Source organism: Roseospira goensis, assembly GCF_014197795.1.
Classification (GTDB): domain Bacteria; phylum Pseudomonadota; class Alphaproteobacteria; order Rhodospirillales; family Rhodospirillaceae; genus Rhodospira; species Rhodospira goensis.
In genome coordinates this window covers 25,074-41,054 of the sequence record NZ_JACIGI010000022.1, presented here as the reverse complement: position 1 = coordinate 41,054, position 15,981 = coordinate 25,074, and the positions used below count along the sequence as shown (strand labels likewise).

Annotated in this window: 16 protein-coding genes; 3 read left to right on the top strand and 13 right to left on the bottom strand. The window is 69.6% G+C overall.

Annotated elements, in window-relative coordinates; translation table 11 throughout:
• Nucleotides 1-4 precede the first annotated feature (4 nt).
• The gene (gene secD / locus GGD88_RS12845; RefSeq protein WP_184436051.1) at nt 5-1,567 is read right to left on the bottom strand and encodes a protein translocase subunit SecD; all 1,563 of its coding nucleotides are present in this window, start codon (nt 1,565-1,567) and stop codon (nt 5-7) included.
• Between the two features lie 155 nt (nt 1,568-1,722).
• Nucleotides 1,723-2,232: a preprotein translocase subunit YajC gene (gene yajC / locus GGD88_RS12840; RefSeq protein ID WP_184436048.1), complete on the bottom strand. Its 510-nt coding sequence runs from the start codon at nt 2,230-2,232 to the stop codon at nt 1,723-1,725.
• A 234-nt stretch (nt 2,233-2,466) separates the two neighbouring features.
• On the opposite strand from yajC, the gene GGD88_RS12835 reads away from it, so the two are divergent.
• On the top strand, nt 2,467-3,345 hold the full coding sequence (locus GGD88_RS12835) for an ATP-binding protein (protein ID WP_184436090.1): 879 nt from the start codon (nt 2,467-2,469) through the stop codon (nt 3,343-3,345).
• Nucleotides 3,346-3,423: 78 nt separating this feature from the next.
• Here the strand turns inward: GGD88_RS12835 and GGD88_RS12830 are convergent, their stop codons facing one another.
• The 7 genes from GGD88_RS12830 to GGD88_RS12800 form a co-directional block, all read right to left on the bottom strand.
• A complete protein-coding gene (locus GGD88_RS12830; RefSeq protein WP_343056355.1) occupies nt 3,424-4,059 on the bottom strand; it encodes a MerR family transcriptional regulator in 636 nt (211 codons plus the stop codon).
• 38 nt (nt 4,060-4,097) lie between these two features.
• Nucleotides 4,098-4,415, bottom strand: a complete 318-nt coding sequence (ihfA, locus tag GGD88_RS12825) for an integration host factor subunit alpha (protein ID WP_184436044.1) — start codon at nt 4,413-4,415, stop codon at nt 4,098-4,100.
• 277 nt (nt 4,416-4,692) lie between these two features.
• Nucleotides 4,693-5,667: a beta-ketoacyl-ACP synthase III gene (locus GGD88_RS12820; RefSeq protein WP_184436042.1), complete on the bottom strand. Its 975-nt coding sequence runs from the start codon at nt 5,665-5,667 to the stop codon at nt 4,693-4,695.
• Nucleotides 5,667-6,728, bottom strand: a complete 1,062-nt coding sequence (plsX, locus tag GGD88_RS12815; RefSeq protein ID WP_184436040.1) for a phosphate acyltransferase PlsX — start codon at nt 6,726-6,728, stop codon at nt 5,667-5,669. The genes GGD88_RS12820 and plsX overlap by 1 nt, the downstream gene beginning before the upstream one ends.
• Nucleotides 6,729-6,797: 69 nt before the next feature.
• On the bottom strand, nt 6,798-6,980 hold the full coding sequence (rpmF, locus tag GGD88_RS12810) for a 50S ribosomal protein L32 (protein WP_184436038.1): 183 nt from the start codon (nt 6,978-6,980) through the stop codon (nt 6,798-6,800).
• 384 nt (nt 6,981-7,364) lie between these two features.
• Nucleotides 7,365-7,934 (bottom strand): YceD family protein, encoded by a 570-nt coding sequence (locus tag GGD88_RS12805; RefSeq protein ID WP_184436036.1) that lies wholly within the window; start codon nt 7,932-7,934, stop codon nt 7,365-7,367.
• Nucleotides 7,931-8,590, bottom strand: a complete 660-nt coding sequence (locus tag GGD88_RS12800; protein ID WP_184436034.1) for a ubiquinol-cytochrome C chaperone family protein — start codon at nt 8,588-8,590, stop codon at nt 7,931-7,933. Before GGD88_RS12800 ends, GGD88_RS12805 begins: the two co-directional genes overlap by 4 nt.
• A gap of 154 nt (nt 8,591-8,744) precedes the next feature.
• Here GGD88_RS12800 and GGD88_RS12795 point away from each other — a divergent pair, with 154 nt between their 5' ends.
• A complete protein-coding gene (locus GGD88_RS12795) occupies nt 8,745-9,239 on the top strand; it encodes an outer membrane protein assembly factor BamE (protein WP_184436032.1) in 495 nt (164 codons plus the stop codon).
• Nucleotides 9,240-9,361: 122 nt separating this feature from the next.
• Here the strand turns inward: GGD88_RS12795 and GGD88_RS12790 are convergent, their stop codons facing one another.
• Genes GGD88_RS12790 through GGD88_RS12775 form a run of 4 tightly spaced genes read right to left on the bottom strand, consistent with a single transcriptional unit; the run spans nt 9,362 to nt 12,752 of the window.
• Nucleotides 9,362-10,297 carry a branched-chain amino acid ABC transporter permease gene (locus GGD88_RS12790; RefSeq protein WP_184436030.1) on the bottom strand — a complete coding sequence of 312 codons (936 nt, stop codon included), beginning with the start codon at nt 10,295-10,297 and terminating at the stop codon, nt 9,362-9,364.
• On the bottom strand, nt 10,297-11,157 hold the full coding sequence (locus GGD88_RS12785) for a branched-chain amino acid ABC transporter permease (RefSeq protein ID WP_184436028.1): 861 nt from the start codon (nt 11,155-11,157) through the stop codon (nt 10,297-10,299). The genes GGD88_RS12790 and GGD88_RS12785 overlap by 1 nt, the downstream gene beginning before the upstream one ends.
• Before the next feature lie 6 nt (nt 11,158-11,163).
• Nucleotides 11,164-11,868 (bottom strand): ABC transporter ATP-binding protein, encoded by a 705-nt coding sequence (locus tag GGD88_RS12780; RefSeq protein WP_184436026.1) that lies wholly within the window; start codon nt 11,866-11,868, stop codon nt 11,164-11,166.
• Entirely contained in the window at nt 11,865-12,752 is an 888-nt protein-coding gene (locus GGD88_RS12775; protein WP_184436024.1) for an ATP-binding cassette domain-containing protein, read from the bottom strand. The genes GGD88_RS12780 and GGD88_RS12775 overlap by 4 nt, the downstream gene beginning before the upstream one ends.
• Nucleotides 12,753-13,109: 357 nt before the next feature.
• Between GGD88_RS12775 and uvrA the strand changes: the two genes are divergently transcribed.
• The gene (gene uvrA, locus GGD88_RS12770; RefSeq protein ID WP_184436022.1) at nt 13,110-15,980 is read left to right on the top strand and encodes an excinuclease ABC subunit UvrA; all 2,871 of its coding nucleotides are present in this window, start codon (nt 13,110-13,112) and stop codon (nt 15,978-15,980) included.
• The last annotated feature ends 1 nt before the right edge of the window (nt 15,981 follow it).

Genomic DNA, 15,981 nt, shown 5'->3' with positions numbered 1-15,981 from the left:
GACCTCAGATCGGCAGGGCTTTGGCGTGGCCGCGCCGCAGCCACGTGACGACCATCAGGCGCGTGACCATGACGGCGGTGAACATCGACGAGAGGATGCCGATGCTGAGGGTCACGGCGAAGCCCTTGACCGGGCCCGACCCGAAGTAGAACAGCAACCCCGCCGCCACCAGCGTCGTGACGTTGGCGTCGACGATGGCCTTGAACGCCTGGCGGAACCCGGTGTCGATACTGTTCATCAGCGAGCGGCCGTTGCGTGCCTCTTCCCGCATGCGTTCGAAGATCAGCACGTTGGCGTCGACCGCCATGCCCATGGTCAGCACGATGCCGGCGATGCCGGGCAACGTCAGGGTGGCCCCCAACAGGCTGAGCGCGCCCAGCAGCAGGAACAGATTCACGAACAGGGCCACCACGGCCATGCCCCCGAACAGGCCGTAGGCGCCGATCATGAACACGATCACCAGGATCAGGCCCAGCACGCTGGCCAGGGCGCCGGCCTCGATCGAATCCGCCCCCAGGCCCGGACCGACGGTGCGCTCTTCCAGGACGGTGAGCGGCGCCGGGAGCGCGCCGGCACGCAGCAGCAGCGCCAGGTCCTGGGTTTCCTGCACCGAGAAGCTGCCCGAGATGACGCCGGATCCGCCCAGGATGGGCTCCCGGATCACCGGGGCGCTGATGACCGCTCCGTCCAGCACGATGGCTAGGTTCTGGCCCACGCTCTCCTGGGTGACGCGGCCGAACTGGCGGCCGCCGGCGGTGTCGAACCGGAAGCTGACGACGGGCTGGTTGTCCTGGAAGTTGGGCTGCGCATCCACCAGCCGATCGCCGGAGACCTCGACCCGCTTGCGCACGGCGTAGCGCGGCGGCCCGGCGGCGTTGTTCTCGGCCGCGGGCATGATCGCCGTGCCGGGCGGCACCTGCCCGGACGCCAGGTCTTCCGGCGACACCCGCTCGTCGAGCAGGTGGAAGTTGAGCTTGGCGGTGCGCCCGATCAACTCCTTGATGCGCTGCGGATCGTCCACGCCCGGCAATTCCACGATGATCCGGGTCTGGCCCTGGCGTTGGATCGAGGGCTCGCGGGTGCCGGTCTCGTCCACGCGCTTGCGCACGATCTCGATGGACTGCTCGACGGCCTGGTTGCGGCGCTCCGCCATCGCCTGCTCGGTGAGGGTCAGCACGAAGCGGCCGTCGGCCTCGGTGGTCATCTCCACCTGGTCATCGAGGTCGCGCAACAGGCGCCGCGCCTGATCGCGCTGCGCCGAGTCCGGAATGGTGACGGTCGCGGCCGTGCCCTCGACCCCGAGCCCGAGGTAGCGGATGCGGGCCTCGCGCAAGGCGCTGCGCGCGTTCTCCACCAGCGCCTCGAGCTGCTCACGGACCACCACGTCGGTCTCGACCTCGAGCAGCAGGTATGAGCCCCCTTGCAGGTCGAGGCCCAAGGTGACCGGCTGCCACCACTCCGGCAGCGCGTCCGCCTGGCCCCGGATCACGTTCGGCACCGAGAAGACCAAGCCGGCCAGGCAGATGGCCAGGACCAGCCCGATCTTCCATTTCGCGAAATACAGCATTGCGGCTCTTTCTCGGACAGGGGATCCGGGGCCGCGCCCCGGACCACGCAGCGTCACGGTCGGCGGCGCCGCCGGCCGTGGGTGCCCCGGACGGCTCAGGGCTTACGGCGCCAGGGCTTACGGCGCCACGACGACCGGCGCCGGGACGGACGGCGTCAGGACTTCTTGCCCGACAGCAGGCTCTTCAGCTTGCCAGACTGCCCGGCGTCGCCCGTGCCCGACCCGCTGGTCGCGGAGTCCGGGCCATCGTCCGCGTCGTCGCCGGCGTCCCCGTCGTCGTCCCGGCCTTCGTTGGCCGCATCCTTGCGCGGCTTGCCGCCCTTGGTCTTGTCCGCCCCGCCCGAAACCGGCTCGGTCTTGGACAGCACGTTGGCGATCATCTCGCGCATCACCCGCACGCGGACGCCCTCGGCGATCTCCACCGACAGCTCGGTCTCGTTCACCACCTTGACCACGGTGCCGACGATGCCACCATTGGTGACCACGCGATCACCGCGGCGGACCGCCTCCAGCATGGCCTTGTGCTCCTTCATCCGCTTCTGCTGCGGGCGGATCAGAAGGAAGTAGAAGATCACGAAGATCAGGATCAGGGGCAGGAAGGCCCCCAGGCTTTCCATGGCACCGCCGCCACCGGCGGCCTGGGCATAGGCGGGGCTGATGAGCATCCGCGCGCTCCTTGCATGCGGTGAGTCGCCGAAGCGGCGGGCCATGAGAGCGTCGGCCCGGCCGCCCTGTCGTAGGAGCCCGGACTATACCCATCCGCGCCCCCGTTGCAAACGCAGCCGCACAAAACGGCATGCCGGGCGGGCGCTGCCGAAGGGCACCGCCTTGCTGGCCCGGGAGGCCATGGTATGGTGCGCGCCACCGTCGACCCCCCATGCCGGAGCTTCGCGCTGCCCATGCCCGAACAGGATGCCACCCTCGTCACCGTCGCGCAGGCCCTGACCCGCATCGCCGACAGCCTGGACCGCCTGGCGCCCCCGGCGCGCCCCGAGCCCGACCTGGACGCCGCCGACGCCTTTGTCTGGCACGCCGACCGCGAGTGGCTGGAACCGGTGGCGGCGGTGAACCGGATCCCGCTCGGTCTGCTGCGCGGGATCGACCGCCAGATCGACACCCTCGCCGAGAACACCCGGCGCTTCGCGCGCGGCCTGCCAGCCAACAACGCCCTGCTGTGGGGCGCGCGCGGGACCGGCAAGAGTTCGCTGGTCAAGGCGGTGCATGCGGCCGTCGCCGAGGCGTTGCCAGACGCCCGTCTGGCGCTGGTGGAAATCCACCGCGAGGACATTCCCACCCTGCCCCGCCTGCTGGCCATCCTGCGCGGCAGCGGGCGGCGCTGCCTGCTGTTCTGCGACGACCTGTCGTTCGATGGCGACGACACCAGCTACAAGTCCCTGAAGGCCCTGCTCGAAGGCGGCATCGAGGGGCGCCCGGCCAACGTCCTGTTCTATGCCACCTCGAACCGGCGTCACCTGCTGGCGCGGGAGATGGTCGAGAACGAGCAGTCCACCGCCCTGCACGCCGGTGAAGCGGTGGAGGAGAAGGTGTCGCTGTCGGACCGCTTCGGCCTATGGCTGGGCTTCCACAACGTGGATCAGGCCACGTTCGTGGAGATCGTGCGGGGCTACGTCCGCCACCACGGCCTGACCGTCGACGACGAGACGCTGCGGCGCGAGGCCATCCAGTGGGCCACCAGCCGGGGCAGCCGCTCGGGACGCGTGGCCTGGCAGTTCATCCAGGATCTCGCCGGCCGCCTGGGCCAGCCGCTGGCGGAGTAGTCGGAGGGAGGTTATGGAGACCGCCCCGGCGCCGGGCCCGGGGCGAGACTCCGATGCCACGCATGGGCCCGGGCGCGATCAGGCGCTGTCCGGGGGGGCCGACGGCGGACGGGTCGCCTCAAGGGCCTGCGTCAGCAGGCCGCGCAGCGCCGCCAGGTCGTCCGCGATGGCCGTCAGTTCGGCCCGTTGCGCCGGTGTCAGGCCCGTTGCCGCGGGTGTAGCGGGTGTCGCCTCCGCCTCGGCCCTGGGCTCTTCGGGGGCCACCATCCCGGCGTCTGGCGACTCCGGCGTGAGGGCCTCGGCCTCGTCGCCCTCCGCAGCCGTCCCGGTGTCCTCGCTGGCGCGGCTTTCCGCCAGCGCCAGCCCCACCGGACCGACGGTGCCGCCCTCGGACCGCTCCTGGCGCTCCTTGACGGTGTTGACCAGGGCCTTGGCGCCGTTGTCCCGCAACAGCTTCTGCACGCCCTTGATGGTATAGCCTTCGCGGTACAGGAGATCGCGCAACGTGGTCAGCAGGACCACGTCCTCGGGCCGGTAGTAGCGCCGGCCGCCGCCACGCTTCATGGGACGGATCTGCGAGAACTTGGTCTCCCAGAACCGGAGCACGTGCTGCGGCACGTCCAGTTCGGTCGCCACCTCGCTGATGGTGCGGAAGGCGGCATCCGACTTCCTGGACCGCCGCCCGCCATTGTCCCGGGCCTGGCCTTCCGCCACGGCCTTCTCCTTTCGTTCCGGCGTGCCGGCGCCGCCCATCAGGCGCTCCCGGAGCCGTCGGACGCGGCCTTGTTGATGCGGTTCTTCAGCAGTTGCGAGGGCCGGAACACCAGGACCTTGCGGGGCATGATGGGCACTTCCTCGCCGGTCTTGGGGTTGCGGCCGATGCGCTGGCCCTTCTCGCGCACCGAGAAGCTGCCGAACGAGGAGATCTTCACCGTCTCGCCGCGCGCCAGGGCCTGGGACATCTCCTCCAAAACGGATTCGAGCAGGTCCGCCGACTCGTTCCGTGACAGCCCAACCTCCTGATAGACCGCTTCGCTGAGCTGCGACCGCGTGATGGTTTGCCCGCTCATGACCTCCGACCCCTCGTGTTCGTCCGAGACATCCCGTCCACTCCGGGGCTCCCGCGGCGCCGCCGCACCCCCGATCGCGTCACCCGCGACCGCGCTCGTCCACGGCCGGAGATCGCACCCTGTGGCGCCACGGGGCCGAGACACAGGCCGCCGCGCGCCGGGCGGACCCCGAAAAGCCCGCATGGACGGAAAGAGTACCGGCTCGCCGGAAAGCCGTCAATATCAGGGATTTGTGGGGAAGAGATTAAACCGGTATGGAAGCCGGTTCCGCGGCCCCCTACACCCGCACGAGCACGGAGCCCCAGGTGAAGCCACCGCCCATGCCTTCGAGCAGGACCAGATGACCGGGCCGGATGCGGCCGTCCCGCACCGCCTCGTCCAACGCCAGCGGGACCGACGCGGCCGACGTGTTGGCGTGGCGGGCCACCGTCGAGACCACCCGCTCGGCCGGCAGTCCGATCTTGCGGGCGGTACTGTCCAGGATGCGCTGGTTGGCCTGGTGCGGCACCAGCCAGTCGATATCATCCACCGTCAGGCCATTGGCCGCCAGGGCCTCGTCCACCACCTGCGCCATGTTCACGACCGCGTGGCGAAACACCTCGCGCCCCTGCATGCGCAGGTGCCCGGTGGTCTGGGTCGAGGACGGCCCCCCATCGACATAGAGAAGGTCGTGCTGGCGCCCGTCGGCATGCAGATGCGAGGACAGGATGCCCTGGTCGCCGGCGTCGCCGCGCCCCTCCCCCGCACGCAGCACCACCGCCCCGGCGCCATCGCCGAACAGGACACAGGTCGCGCGGTCCTCCCAGTCGAGAATGCGGGAGAAGGTCTCGGCGCCGATGACCAGCGCGGTCCGGACCTGACCGGCCCGGATGAACGCATCCGCCGTGGCCAGCGCATAGATGAAGCCGGTGCACACCGCCTGAATGTCGAAGGCGATGCAGCCATGGGCGCCCAGCGCCGTCTGCACCTTGGTGGCGGTGGCCGGAAAGGTGTGGTCGGGGGTCGCGGTGGCGACGACGATCAGGTCGAGCGCGTCCGGCGCGACGTCCGTCCCGGCCAGCGCGTGGCGGGCCGCGGCGATCGCCAGATCCGACGTCACCTCGCCCTCGGCGGCGATCCGCCGCTCGGCGATGCCCGACCGGTCACGGATCCACGCGTCGCTGGTGTCGACCCGATGCGACAGGTCGTCATTGGTGACCACCCGGGCCGGCAGATAGGACCCGGTCCCGACGAGCACGGACCGCGTGACCATCAGCCGTTCGCCGCCCGTTCAAGTCCCTTCAGGTCGAGCCCCGAGGCCCGCTGGACCTTCATGAACTCGCCCTTGATGGTGTCGTTGAAGCCGTGAGTCACCAGATCGACCGCCACCCCCACGGCGTTGGCAAAGCCGAGCGCGTCGGTGCCGCCATGGGACTTCACGGCGATGCCGTTAAGGCCCAGGAACATGGCGCCGTTGTAGCGGCGCGGATCGGTGCGCACCCGCACCTTGTTCAGGGACGGCCGTGCCAGAAAGTAGCCGATCCGACTCAGGATCGAACTCTCGAAGGCCCCGCGAATGAACGAGGTATACAGCTTTGATGTCCCCTCGATGGCCTTCAGGGCCACATTGCCGGTGAAGCCGTCGGTCACCACGATATCGACCGTGCCCTTGCCGATGTCGTCGCCCTCGACGAACCCCTGGAACCGGATGGGCAGGGTGCTGTCGCGCAGGAGCGCCGACGCCTGGCGGAGCGTGTCCGTGCCCTTCTGATCCTCGGTGCCGATGTTGAGCAACCCGATGGTGGGGTTGCTCAGGCCCAGGACGGTCCGCCCGAACACTTCGCCCATGATGGCGAACTGCACCAGGTTGTCGGCATCGCACTCGGCATTGGCGCCGAGGTCAAGCATCACGCAGTCGCCCCGCAAGGTCGGCATCAGGGCCGCAATCGCGGGGCGGTCGATCCCCGGCAGCGTCCGCAGCGCCAGCTTCGCCATGGCCATGAAGGCGCCGGTGTTGCCGGCCGACACCACGCCGGCCGCCTCGCCGCTCTTGACGGCCTGGATTGCCTGCCAGAGGCTGCTGTCACGGCCCCGGCGCAACGCCTGGGATGGCTTCTCGTCGTTGCCAACCACGCCGTCGGTGTGGCGCACCTCGCAGACCGCCGCCAGGTCGCGCTCGCGTTTCAGACTCGGCCCCAGCGCGGCCTCGTCCCCGAAGAGCAGGAAGTGCGCCTGTGGATGCCGCTTGCGGGCGATCTGAATCCCTTTCAGCACCATTTCGGGGGCGCGGTCGCCGCCCATGGCATCAAGGGAAAGGGTGAGGCGTGCGCTCACGAGGACCCCATTTCACCGGTGTCGGGTGTGTTGCCGCCCGGATCGGACGGCCCCCCTGCCATCACTCTATCAAGCCGCTTCGGGGTTGACGACCTCGCGGCCATCGTAGTGGCCGCAGTGCGCGCACACATGATGCGGTCGCTTCAGCTCACCGCAGTTCGCGCACTCGTTGTACGGGCCGTTGGTGAGGGCGTGATGAGCGCGGCGCATGTTGCGCCGGGACTTGGAGACTTTACTCTTGGGAACCGCCATTGGACTTGTCCACGTTTCTGGGCTGCGAGGGCCTGGGATGGAAGCCGCCGGCCGCACGGCCACCGACAGGCGGTAGCCCCGGCACGGCGCGTCGCCGCGGCGACGCGCATCGGGGACTCGCCACGAGTGGAATTCGCCGCGGGTCGCGGGCCGTCGCGGCGGCCCCAGGCGCGAGCGCGTTTGTGTAGCGGAATTCCGATGCGCCCGCAAGCGACGGGATCCGGCCCGCCGATGCTTTTTCCACGTCGCTTTTTCCGCGTCGGCCGAGCGGCGCTGGCCGGCGGCCCCCGCGCCCTCCTCTTAGATAGGGGGCGGGCCGGGCCGCGTCACCCCGTGGAGGACCAGCGCCCGATCCGGCCCGGCCGGACGCGGGCCAGCGGACCGTCAGGACTCGTCGGCGCCGCGCTTCAGAGCCGCCAGCGCCGCGAACGGCTTCGGGGCCGGCGTTTCCGGGATCGGCTCGGGCGGGACGGCCGTCGCCTCGAAGGTGGCATCCGGCGCCCGCGGATGCGGGTCGATCGCCAGGCCCAGCGTTTCCGCCAGCAGTTCCCCCACGTCAATGACCCCGCCGACGATCGGCCCGGGGGGCTCTTCCAGATCGCCCTCCCCGGCATCAATGTCCACCGCCCCGGGCGTCGCGTCGTCCTCGTCGGAGTAGCGCTGACGCACGGCTTCCTCGATCCGGCGATGCAGCGGCGCCAGCGTCACCACGCAGGTCTGACCCACGTCGGCCTCCAGCCGGCCGGCTACCTCCAGCCGCGTTGCCCCGCGCCGAGCGCCCAGCCGGCGCACCGTCAGTTCGGCCACCAGCCGGTCCAACGCGTCCAGCCCGAACCGCTGGGCCAGGGCCGCCCGCTCGGCCTCGGTGGCGTCCAGAGTGAGGACGCGGCCCTCGGGCGTGATCTGGTCCGCCACGACGGGACGCGCGAATTCCGCCACCGGCCCCGCCGTCATGCCGGGGTCTCCGCCGTCCCCGCGTTCCGGGCGGCCGGCGCGGACGGCGCGGCCGCCGCCGGCAGCTCCGGGAACCGGATCACGCCATGCGACAGATCGTCCCACGTCCAGGTCTCGGACGCCGCCACCAGGGCATGCACATAATCCGCCAGCGCGGCCAGACCCTCCGGCGGCGCGGTGCTCTTCTGGAAAACGTTGCGGTCCAGCGCATCGCGCAGCGCGGCCTCGTCGCCGGCCGCAAGGGCCGTGTCATAGCCGCCGACGCGCCCGTAAAAGCCCTTGGTCAGCTTCTTCATGCGCGAGCCGATGCGCATGTCGCTCACCCCCGCCTCACGCAGGTTCGTGTCCAGGTCGCGCAGCATGTGATCGAACACGGCCTGCGACAGCCCGCCGGCCTCGGTCTCCGCCTCGTCCCGCCCGGTCCGCGCCGCCTCCTCGCGACGCAGCGCTCCCAGGCGCCGGAACAGCACATAGGCGTGCAGCACCAGCATGTCGTAGCGGCCGTCCAGGGTGTCCGGCACGCCCCAGGTCAGATACAGCGCCGGCTGGCGCGCCCGCCGCACCACCTCGCCGTAGAGGCTTTCCACCACGGCCCGGGCTTGGGCGCGGTCACGGGCGCGCGCCCGGGCACGGGCGCCGAACAGGGTGTCGAACATGACGTCAGGTTATCCATTCACTTCACTGTCGATCGATCGCGGCGCGACGGCGCCGGCGGCGCTGTTTCTCCGCACCGCCCGCGTGCTATATAGGCGCCTGTACCGGCCGGTGCAAAGAGACCGGCGATCCGCGGGGTTTTCGGGAGGGTCAGCCATGCTCAACGGACTGGGATCGCGTCGAGTCGGCCCGGCGCGCGGGGTGGCCGCCGCCCTCGCCCTGGCCGTCGTCGTCGGGGCCTGTGCCCCGGAGATCAGCGCGCGCGGCAACGAGCCGACGCGGGAGCGGCTGAGCCAGATCCAGGCCGGCGAGCAAAGCCGCGCCGAGGTGGCCGCGCTGCTGGGCACGCCGTCCACGACGGCGACCTTCGACGACGAGACCTGGTACTACATCAGCGCCCAGACGCAGCAGTTCGCGATCTACGAGCGCGAGGAGCTGGAGCGGCGCGTGATCGCGATTTCGTTCGGCGACGACGGCCGCGTCAGCGACGTGCGCGAGTTGACCCTGGACGACGGGCGCGAGGTCGAGGTGGTGGATCGCGAGACACCGACGCTCGGCAACGAACTCAGCGTTCTGGAACAGCTTCTCGGCAACCTGGGGCGGTTCGAGGGCGGCGAAGGCGGCCTCAACCAGACCATCGACGGACTCTAGCGCGGATCGCGATCACGCCGCGCTCCATGTATGAGTCTCAGCCGAGTATGGCGGCACCCCGAAATCGCGCCGCGAGTCCGGGGTGTCGCGATCGGTCGTAGGGCGCGGCCGGCCGCCGCGCCTCAGCGGCGGCCCTTGCGGCCGTGTTCCGGCAGGATGCCCTGCGGTCGCAGGATCAGGATTACCTGGAGCAGTACGCCGATCAACAGCACCCGCAAGGCGCCGGCCTGGGTGGCATACTCGGCGCCCAGGGCGTCGGTCATGAACTGGGTGGCCGACCACAGCATCCAGATGGCGAAGGCGCCCAGAACGGCGCCCCGGTTGTTGCCGGCGCCGCCCGCGATCAACATCACCCAGACCAGGAACGTGCCGTACAGCGGCAGGAACGCCTCCGGGCTGATGAACCCGATGAAGTGCGCATACAGGCCGCCGGCCATCCCCATCAGCCCGGAGCCGAACACGAACGCCTGCAGGCGGAAGCGCGCCACATCCTTGCCGGCGGCCATGACGCCGTCCTCGTTCTCGCGGATGGCCCGCAGCACGCGCCCCCAGGGCGAGACCCGGGCGCGCTCCACCAGCCAGTAGGCCAGCAGCACGAACGCGAGGATGACCGCCAGGGAGATCAGCGGGTCCGTGCCCAGGGTCTCGACGAACGGGCGCGGAATGCCGGGCACGCCGCGCACGCCGTTGGTCAGCCAGTCCTCGTTCTTGAGCGTCAGGCGGATGATCTCGGCGATGCCGATGGTGGCGATGGCCAGATAGTCCGAGCGCAGCCGCATGGTCACCCAGCCGATGCCGACCGCCACGATGCCGGACGCCACCACGGCACCCGCGATTCCGACCAGGAACGGCAGATCGAAGCCGCCCAGGTGGGCCGGCGTGACACTGGTGGTCAGGATCGCGCTGGTATAGGCGCCGACTGCGAAAAAGCCGGCCACACCGATGTTGATCTGCCCGGTCAGGCCGAACTGGACGTTGAGGCCCAGGGCCAGGACGGCGTAGATGCCGGCCTGGGTCAGGAAGAAAACGCCGTACGTGAGAAGACCGCCCAGTTCCATCACGCGTTCCCCTTGAAGAGCCCCTGGGGCCGCACAACCAGCATCAGCACCATCAGCGCGAACGCGACGGCCGGCTTGTAGGTCGGGTTGATGACCATGGTCGACAGCTCCATCGACAGCCCGATCACCATGCCCCCCGCGATCGCCCCGTAGGGCCGCCCGATGCCACCCAGGATCGCGGCGGCGAACACCGGCAGCAGGAGCGACCAGCCCATGACCGGATGCAGGCGGGTGTCCATGCCCAGAAACACCCCGGCCACCGCGGCCAGGCCGCCGCCGACCGCCCATGTGACCATGATGACGCGTTCCGACGGGATGCCGGAGACCAGCGCCAGGTCCATGTTGTCGCTCATGGCGCGCATGGCCTTGCCCATCTTGGTCCGGGTCAGGAACAGATGCAGGGCGGTCACCAGTACCACCGCGCCCAGCACGATCCAGACGTGGTCCGGCTTGATGACCAGATCGCCGAGGCGGTAGGGCATCTGGATGCCGCTGGCATAGACCTGATTGTGCGGCCCCCAGATGAGCTGGACGACGCTGCGCAGGGCGATGGCGATGCCGAACGACGAGATCAGCAGGATGATGGGTTGGACGCGTCGCAATCGGCGGTAGACCGTCTGGTCGATGGCGATCGCCAGCAGCGCCCCGCCGACCACTGCGAACGGCGCCGAGGCCCAGATCGGAAAGCCCAGCCCGACGACCAGGGCGAACGCGAAGTAGGCCCCCATGGTCATGATGTCGCCGTGGGCGAAGTGGGCGAAGCGCAGGATGCCGTAGATCAGCGACACGCCGATGGCGCCCAGGGTGAGGATGCTCCCCAGCACCACGCCGTAGATCACAAGCTGCAGGAACTCGGTCATGCCCGCTCAGCCCCCCAGGAACATTTCGGCCACGTCCTTGTTGGCCAGCAGGTTGGCGCCGGTGTCGTCGATGCGGTTGCGGCCCATGGTCAGCACATAGCCGCGATCGCACACGGCCAGCGCCTGCTTGGCGTTCTGCTCGACCATCAAAATGCCGATGCCGGCCTCGTTGATCTTGCGGATCCGCTCGAACGTCTGGTCGATGAACAGCGGCGACAGTCCCGCCGTGGGCTCGTCGAGCAGGAGCAGCTTGGGGTCGAGCATCAGCGCCCGTCCCATCGCCAGCATCTGGCGTTCGCCGCCCGACATGGAGCCGGCGATCTGGTCGCGGCGCTCACCCAGGCGCGGGAAGAAGTTATAGATGCGCTCCAGTTGCGGCCGGATGTCGTCGGTCCGGATGAAGGCGCCCATCTCCAGGTTCTCCTCCACCGACAGGGAGGGGAACACGTTGTTCTCCTGCGGCACGTAGGAGATCCCCTGACGCACGATCTGGTCGGGGCGCAGCGGCGTGATGTCGCGCCGTTCGAACAGCACGGCCCCCTCGCGGATCTTCACCAGGCCGAAGGCGGCCTTCATCAGCGTCGACTTGCCGGCGCCGTTGGGGCCGATGATGACCACCATCTCGCCCGGCTCGACGCGCAGGTCGACCCCGTGCAGGATATCGGCCCCCCCGTACCCGCCGGTCAGTCCCTCGATGGCCAGCAGGGTCATGGGCGCCACTCCTCCTCGCCGTTGTCCGTGCCGTTGTCCGTCCCGTCACCGGCCTCCTCCCCGGGCCCGCCCGCGCCGCGGGTGCGCGCGACGTCGGCCTCGGTAATCGCCGAAACGCCGCGGCCGGAGACGCCGCCGCCGAGATAGGCGTCCTGCACCAGGGGATCGGCGCGCACCTCGTCCATGGTGCCCTGCGCGATCACCTGGCCCTGCGCCATCACCACCACGGGATCGCAGAGCTGGGCGATCAGGTCCATGTCGTGCTCGATGAGACAGAAGGTGTAGCCGCGATCCCGGTTCAGCCGCCGGATGGCATCGCGGATGTTGTTCAGAAGGGTGCGGTTGACGCCGGCGCCGGGCTCGTCCAGCAGGACGACCTTGGCGTCGATCATCATGGTCCGGCCCAGCTCCAGCAGCTTCTTCTGCCCCCCGGAGAGGTTGCCGGCCAGTTCATCGGCCACATGGGTCAAGTTGAGAAAATCCAGGACCTCGTCGACCTTCTCCCCGATGCGGCGGTCCTCCCGCTTGACCTTGCCCCAGCGCAGCCAGCTCATGGACAGCCGTTCGCCCGACTGCGCCGGCGGCACGATCATCAGGTTCTCCCGCACCGACATCCGGGAGAATTCCTTGGGAATCTGGAAGGTGCGGACCAGACCGCGATGAAACAGCTTATGCGGCGGCAGGCCGGTGACGTCGTCGCCGTCCAGCAGCACACGGCCCTGATCGGCGGTCAGGAATCCGGCCAGGATCGAGAACAGGGTCGTCTTGCCGGCCCCGTTGGGCCCGATCAGACCGGTGATGCCGCCGCGTTCGACGGTGAACTGCACCGAGTCGACCGCCTGCAGGCCACCGAATGCCTTTGAGATGCCTTCGATCTGGATCACGGGAGGACCTTCCGTCGCGGCGCGCACCAAGGGAACAGCCGGGGCCGGGGGGCCCGTCAACCGTCGCGCCCGGGCGCGCCGTCTCCCCCCGCAAAGCGCGGCTATGTAAACCAAGGCCGGCCAACGGACAAGCCCCCTCGGCGCCACACCCGCGCGCCCCGGCCGAGATGAAGCTCCGCGCTCCGGACCCGCGACTCGGACAGGGACTGTCACAATGCCGGGCCGGCGCCGGCAGGGCAAGGTTCCCGCAGCGCCCCGTCCCCGGGCCGTCGCCTTGCCTTGGTCCCGGCCGGCTTCTATGTAGCGAGGACAGGGCGTCCCCGCCTCCCTCCGTCCGTTTCTCGCCAGAAGGGCCGCATGACCGCGCCAACCACCCAGGATATCCGCGTCACCGGCGCGCGCGAACACAACCTGAAGGGCATCGACGTGACGTTGCCCCGCGACCGGCTGGTGGTCATCACCGGCCTGTCCGGCTCGGGCAAGTCGTCGCTGGCCTTCGACACCATCTACGCCGAGGGACAGCGGCGCTATGTCGAATCCCTGTCGGCCTACGCGCGCCAGTTCCTGGAACTGATGCAGAAGCCGGACGTGGAGTCGATCGAGGGCCTGTCGCCGGCCATCTCCATCGAGCAGAAGACCACCAGCCGCAATCCGCGCTCGACCGTCGGCACCGTCACCGAAATCCATGACTACATGCGCCTGCTGTGGGCGCGCGTGGGCATTCCCCACTCCCCCGCCACCGGGCTGCCGATCGAGAGCCAGACCGTCGGCCAGATGGTGGACGCCATCCTGGGCATGGGCGAGGGCACACGGCTGTACCTGCTCGCCCCGATCGTGCGCGGGCGCAAGGGCGAGTATCGCAAAGAGCTGGGGGAGTTGCAGAAACGCGGCTTCCAGCGGGTGCGGGTGGACGGCACGGTGTACGACATCGCCGACGTGCCGGCGCTCAACAAGAAGCTCAAGCACGACATCGAAGTCGTGGTCGACCGTTTGATCGTGAAGGCCGGGATCGAGAGCCGTCTGGCCGACTCGGTGGAGACGGCGCTCGGGCTGTCCGATGGCCTGCTGATCGCCGAGGACGCCCGCACCGGGGCCACAACCGTCTTCTCGGCCAAGTTCGCCTGCCCGGTGTCCGGGTTCACCATCGAGGAGATCGAGCCGCGCCTGTTCTCCTTCAACAACCCGTTCGGCGCCTGCCCGGCCTGCGACGGGCTGGGCGTGAAGCTGCACTTCGACCCCGACCTGGTGGTGCCGAACCCGGAGAAAACCCTGCGCCAGGGCGCCCTGGCGCCGTGGTCCGCGTCGGGGTCGCCGTCGCCCTACTACGCCCAGGCGCTGGAAAGCGTTGCGGCCCACTACGGCGCCGATATGGACACACCCTGGGCGCGGCTGCCCACGCGCGTGCGCGAGACCCTGTTGCATGGATCCGGCGACGAGGTGGTGGCGCTGCGCTTCGACGACGGCAGCCGCACCTACCGCACCGAAAAGCCGTTCGAAGGCGTCATTCCGAACATCGCCCGGCGCTGGCGCGAGACCGAGTCCCAGGGCATCCGCGACGAGTTGTCGCGCTATCAGGCGTCGCATCCCTGCGAGGCCTGCGGCGGCTACCGCCTCAAGCCGGAGGCGCTGGCGGTCAAGGTCGACGGCCGCCACATCGGCGAGATCTCCGACCTGTCGATCGGCGCCGCGCACGCCTGGTTCGCCGACCTGGAGGACCGCCTGCGGCCCAAGGACCGCGAGATCGCGCGCCGCATCCTGCGTGAGATTCACGAGCGGCTGGGCTTCCTCACCAGCGTGGGGCTGACCTACCTCACGCTGTCGCGCACCTCCGGCACCCTGTCCGGCGGTGAAAGCCAGCGCATCCGTCTGGCGAGTCAGATCGGCTCCGGCCTGACCGGCGTGCTGTACGTGCTGGACGAGCCCTCCATCGGCCTGCATCAGCGCGACAACGACCGCCTGCTCGCGACCCTGCGGCGGCTGCGCGACCTGGGCAACACCGTCATTGTGGTCGAGCACGACGAGGACGCCATCCGCGCTGCCGACCATCTGGTGGACATGGGACCCGGCGCCGGCCTGCACGGCGGCCGCGTCGTGGCCGAGGGCACCCCCGAGCAGGTGATGGCCAACCCGGCCAGCCTGACCGGGCAGTACCTGACCGGCCGGCGTCAGGTCCCGGTCCCGCCGACGCGCCGCCCCGGCAGCGGCAAGGTGCTGCGGGTCGAGGGTGCGCGCGCCAACAATCTACAGAACCTTTCGGTCGACATCCCGCTGGGGACCTTCACCTGCGTGACCGGTGTGTCCGGCGGCGGCAAATCCACCCTGGTGGTCGAGACGCTCTACAAGGCCCTGGCGCGCCAGCTTCACGGCGCGCGCGAACTGGCGGGGGCACACGACGCCATCCGCGGCATCGAGCACATCGACAAAATCGTCGACATCGACCAATCGCCGATCGGGCGCACCCCGCGCTCCAACCCCGCCACCTACACCGGCGCGTTCACGCCCATCCGCGACTGGTTCGCCAATCTGCCCGAGGCCAAGGCGCGCGGCTACAAGCCGGGCCGGTTCTCGTTCAACGTCAAGGGTGGCCGCTGCGAAGCCTGCCAGGGTGACGGAGTCATCAAGATCGAGATGCACTTCCTGCCCGACGTTTACGTAACGTGTGATGTCTGCAAGGGCCAGCGCTACAACCGCGAGACCCTGGAAGTTCTGTTTCGCGGCAAGTCGATCGCCGACATTCTTGACCTGACGGTCGAGGAAGCGGTGGACGTCTTCAAGGCCGTGCCGGCGATCCGCGACAAGATGGAACTGTTGCAACGGGTGGGGCTCGGCTACATCCATCTGGGCCAGCAGGCGACCACCCTGTCCGGCGGCGAGGCGCAGCGGGTCAAGCTGTCCAAGGAGCTGTCACGGCGCGCCACCGGCCGCACGCTCTATATCCTCGACGAGCCCACCACCGGGCTGCACTTCGAGGACGTGCGCAAGCTGCTGGAGGTGCTGCACCACCTGGTGGATCAGGGCAACACGGTGCTGGTGATCGAGCACAACCTGGAGGTTATCAAGACCGCCGACCACATAATCGACCTGGGACCGGAAGGCGGATCCGGCGGCGGCCGCCTGATCGCTCAGGGCACCCCGGAAGAGGTGGCGGCGACGCCGGAGAGCCACACCGGTCAGTATCTGAAAGGCCACCTGCCAGGCTTCGATGCGCGGGCGCGCAAGCCGGCGTGAC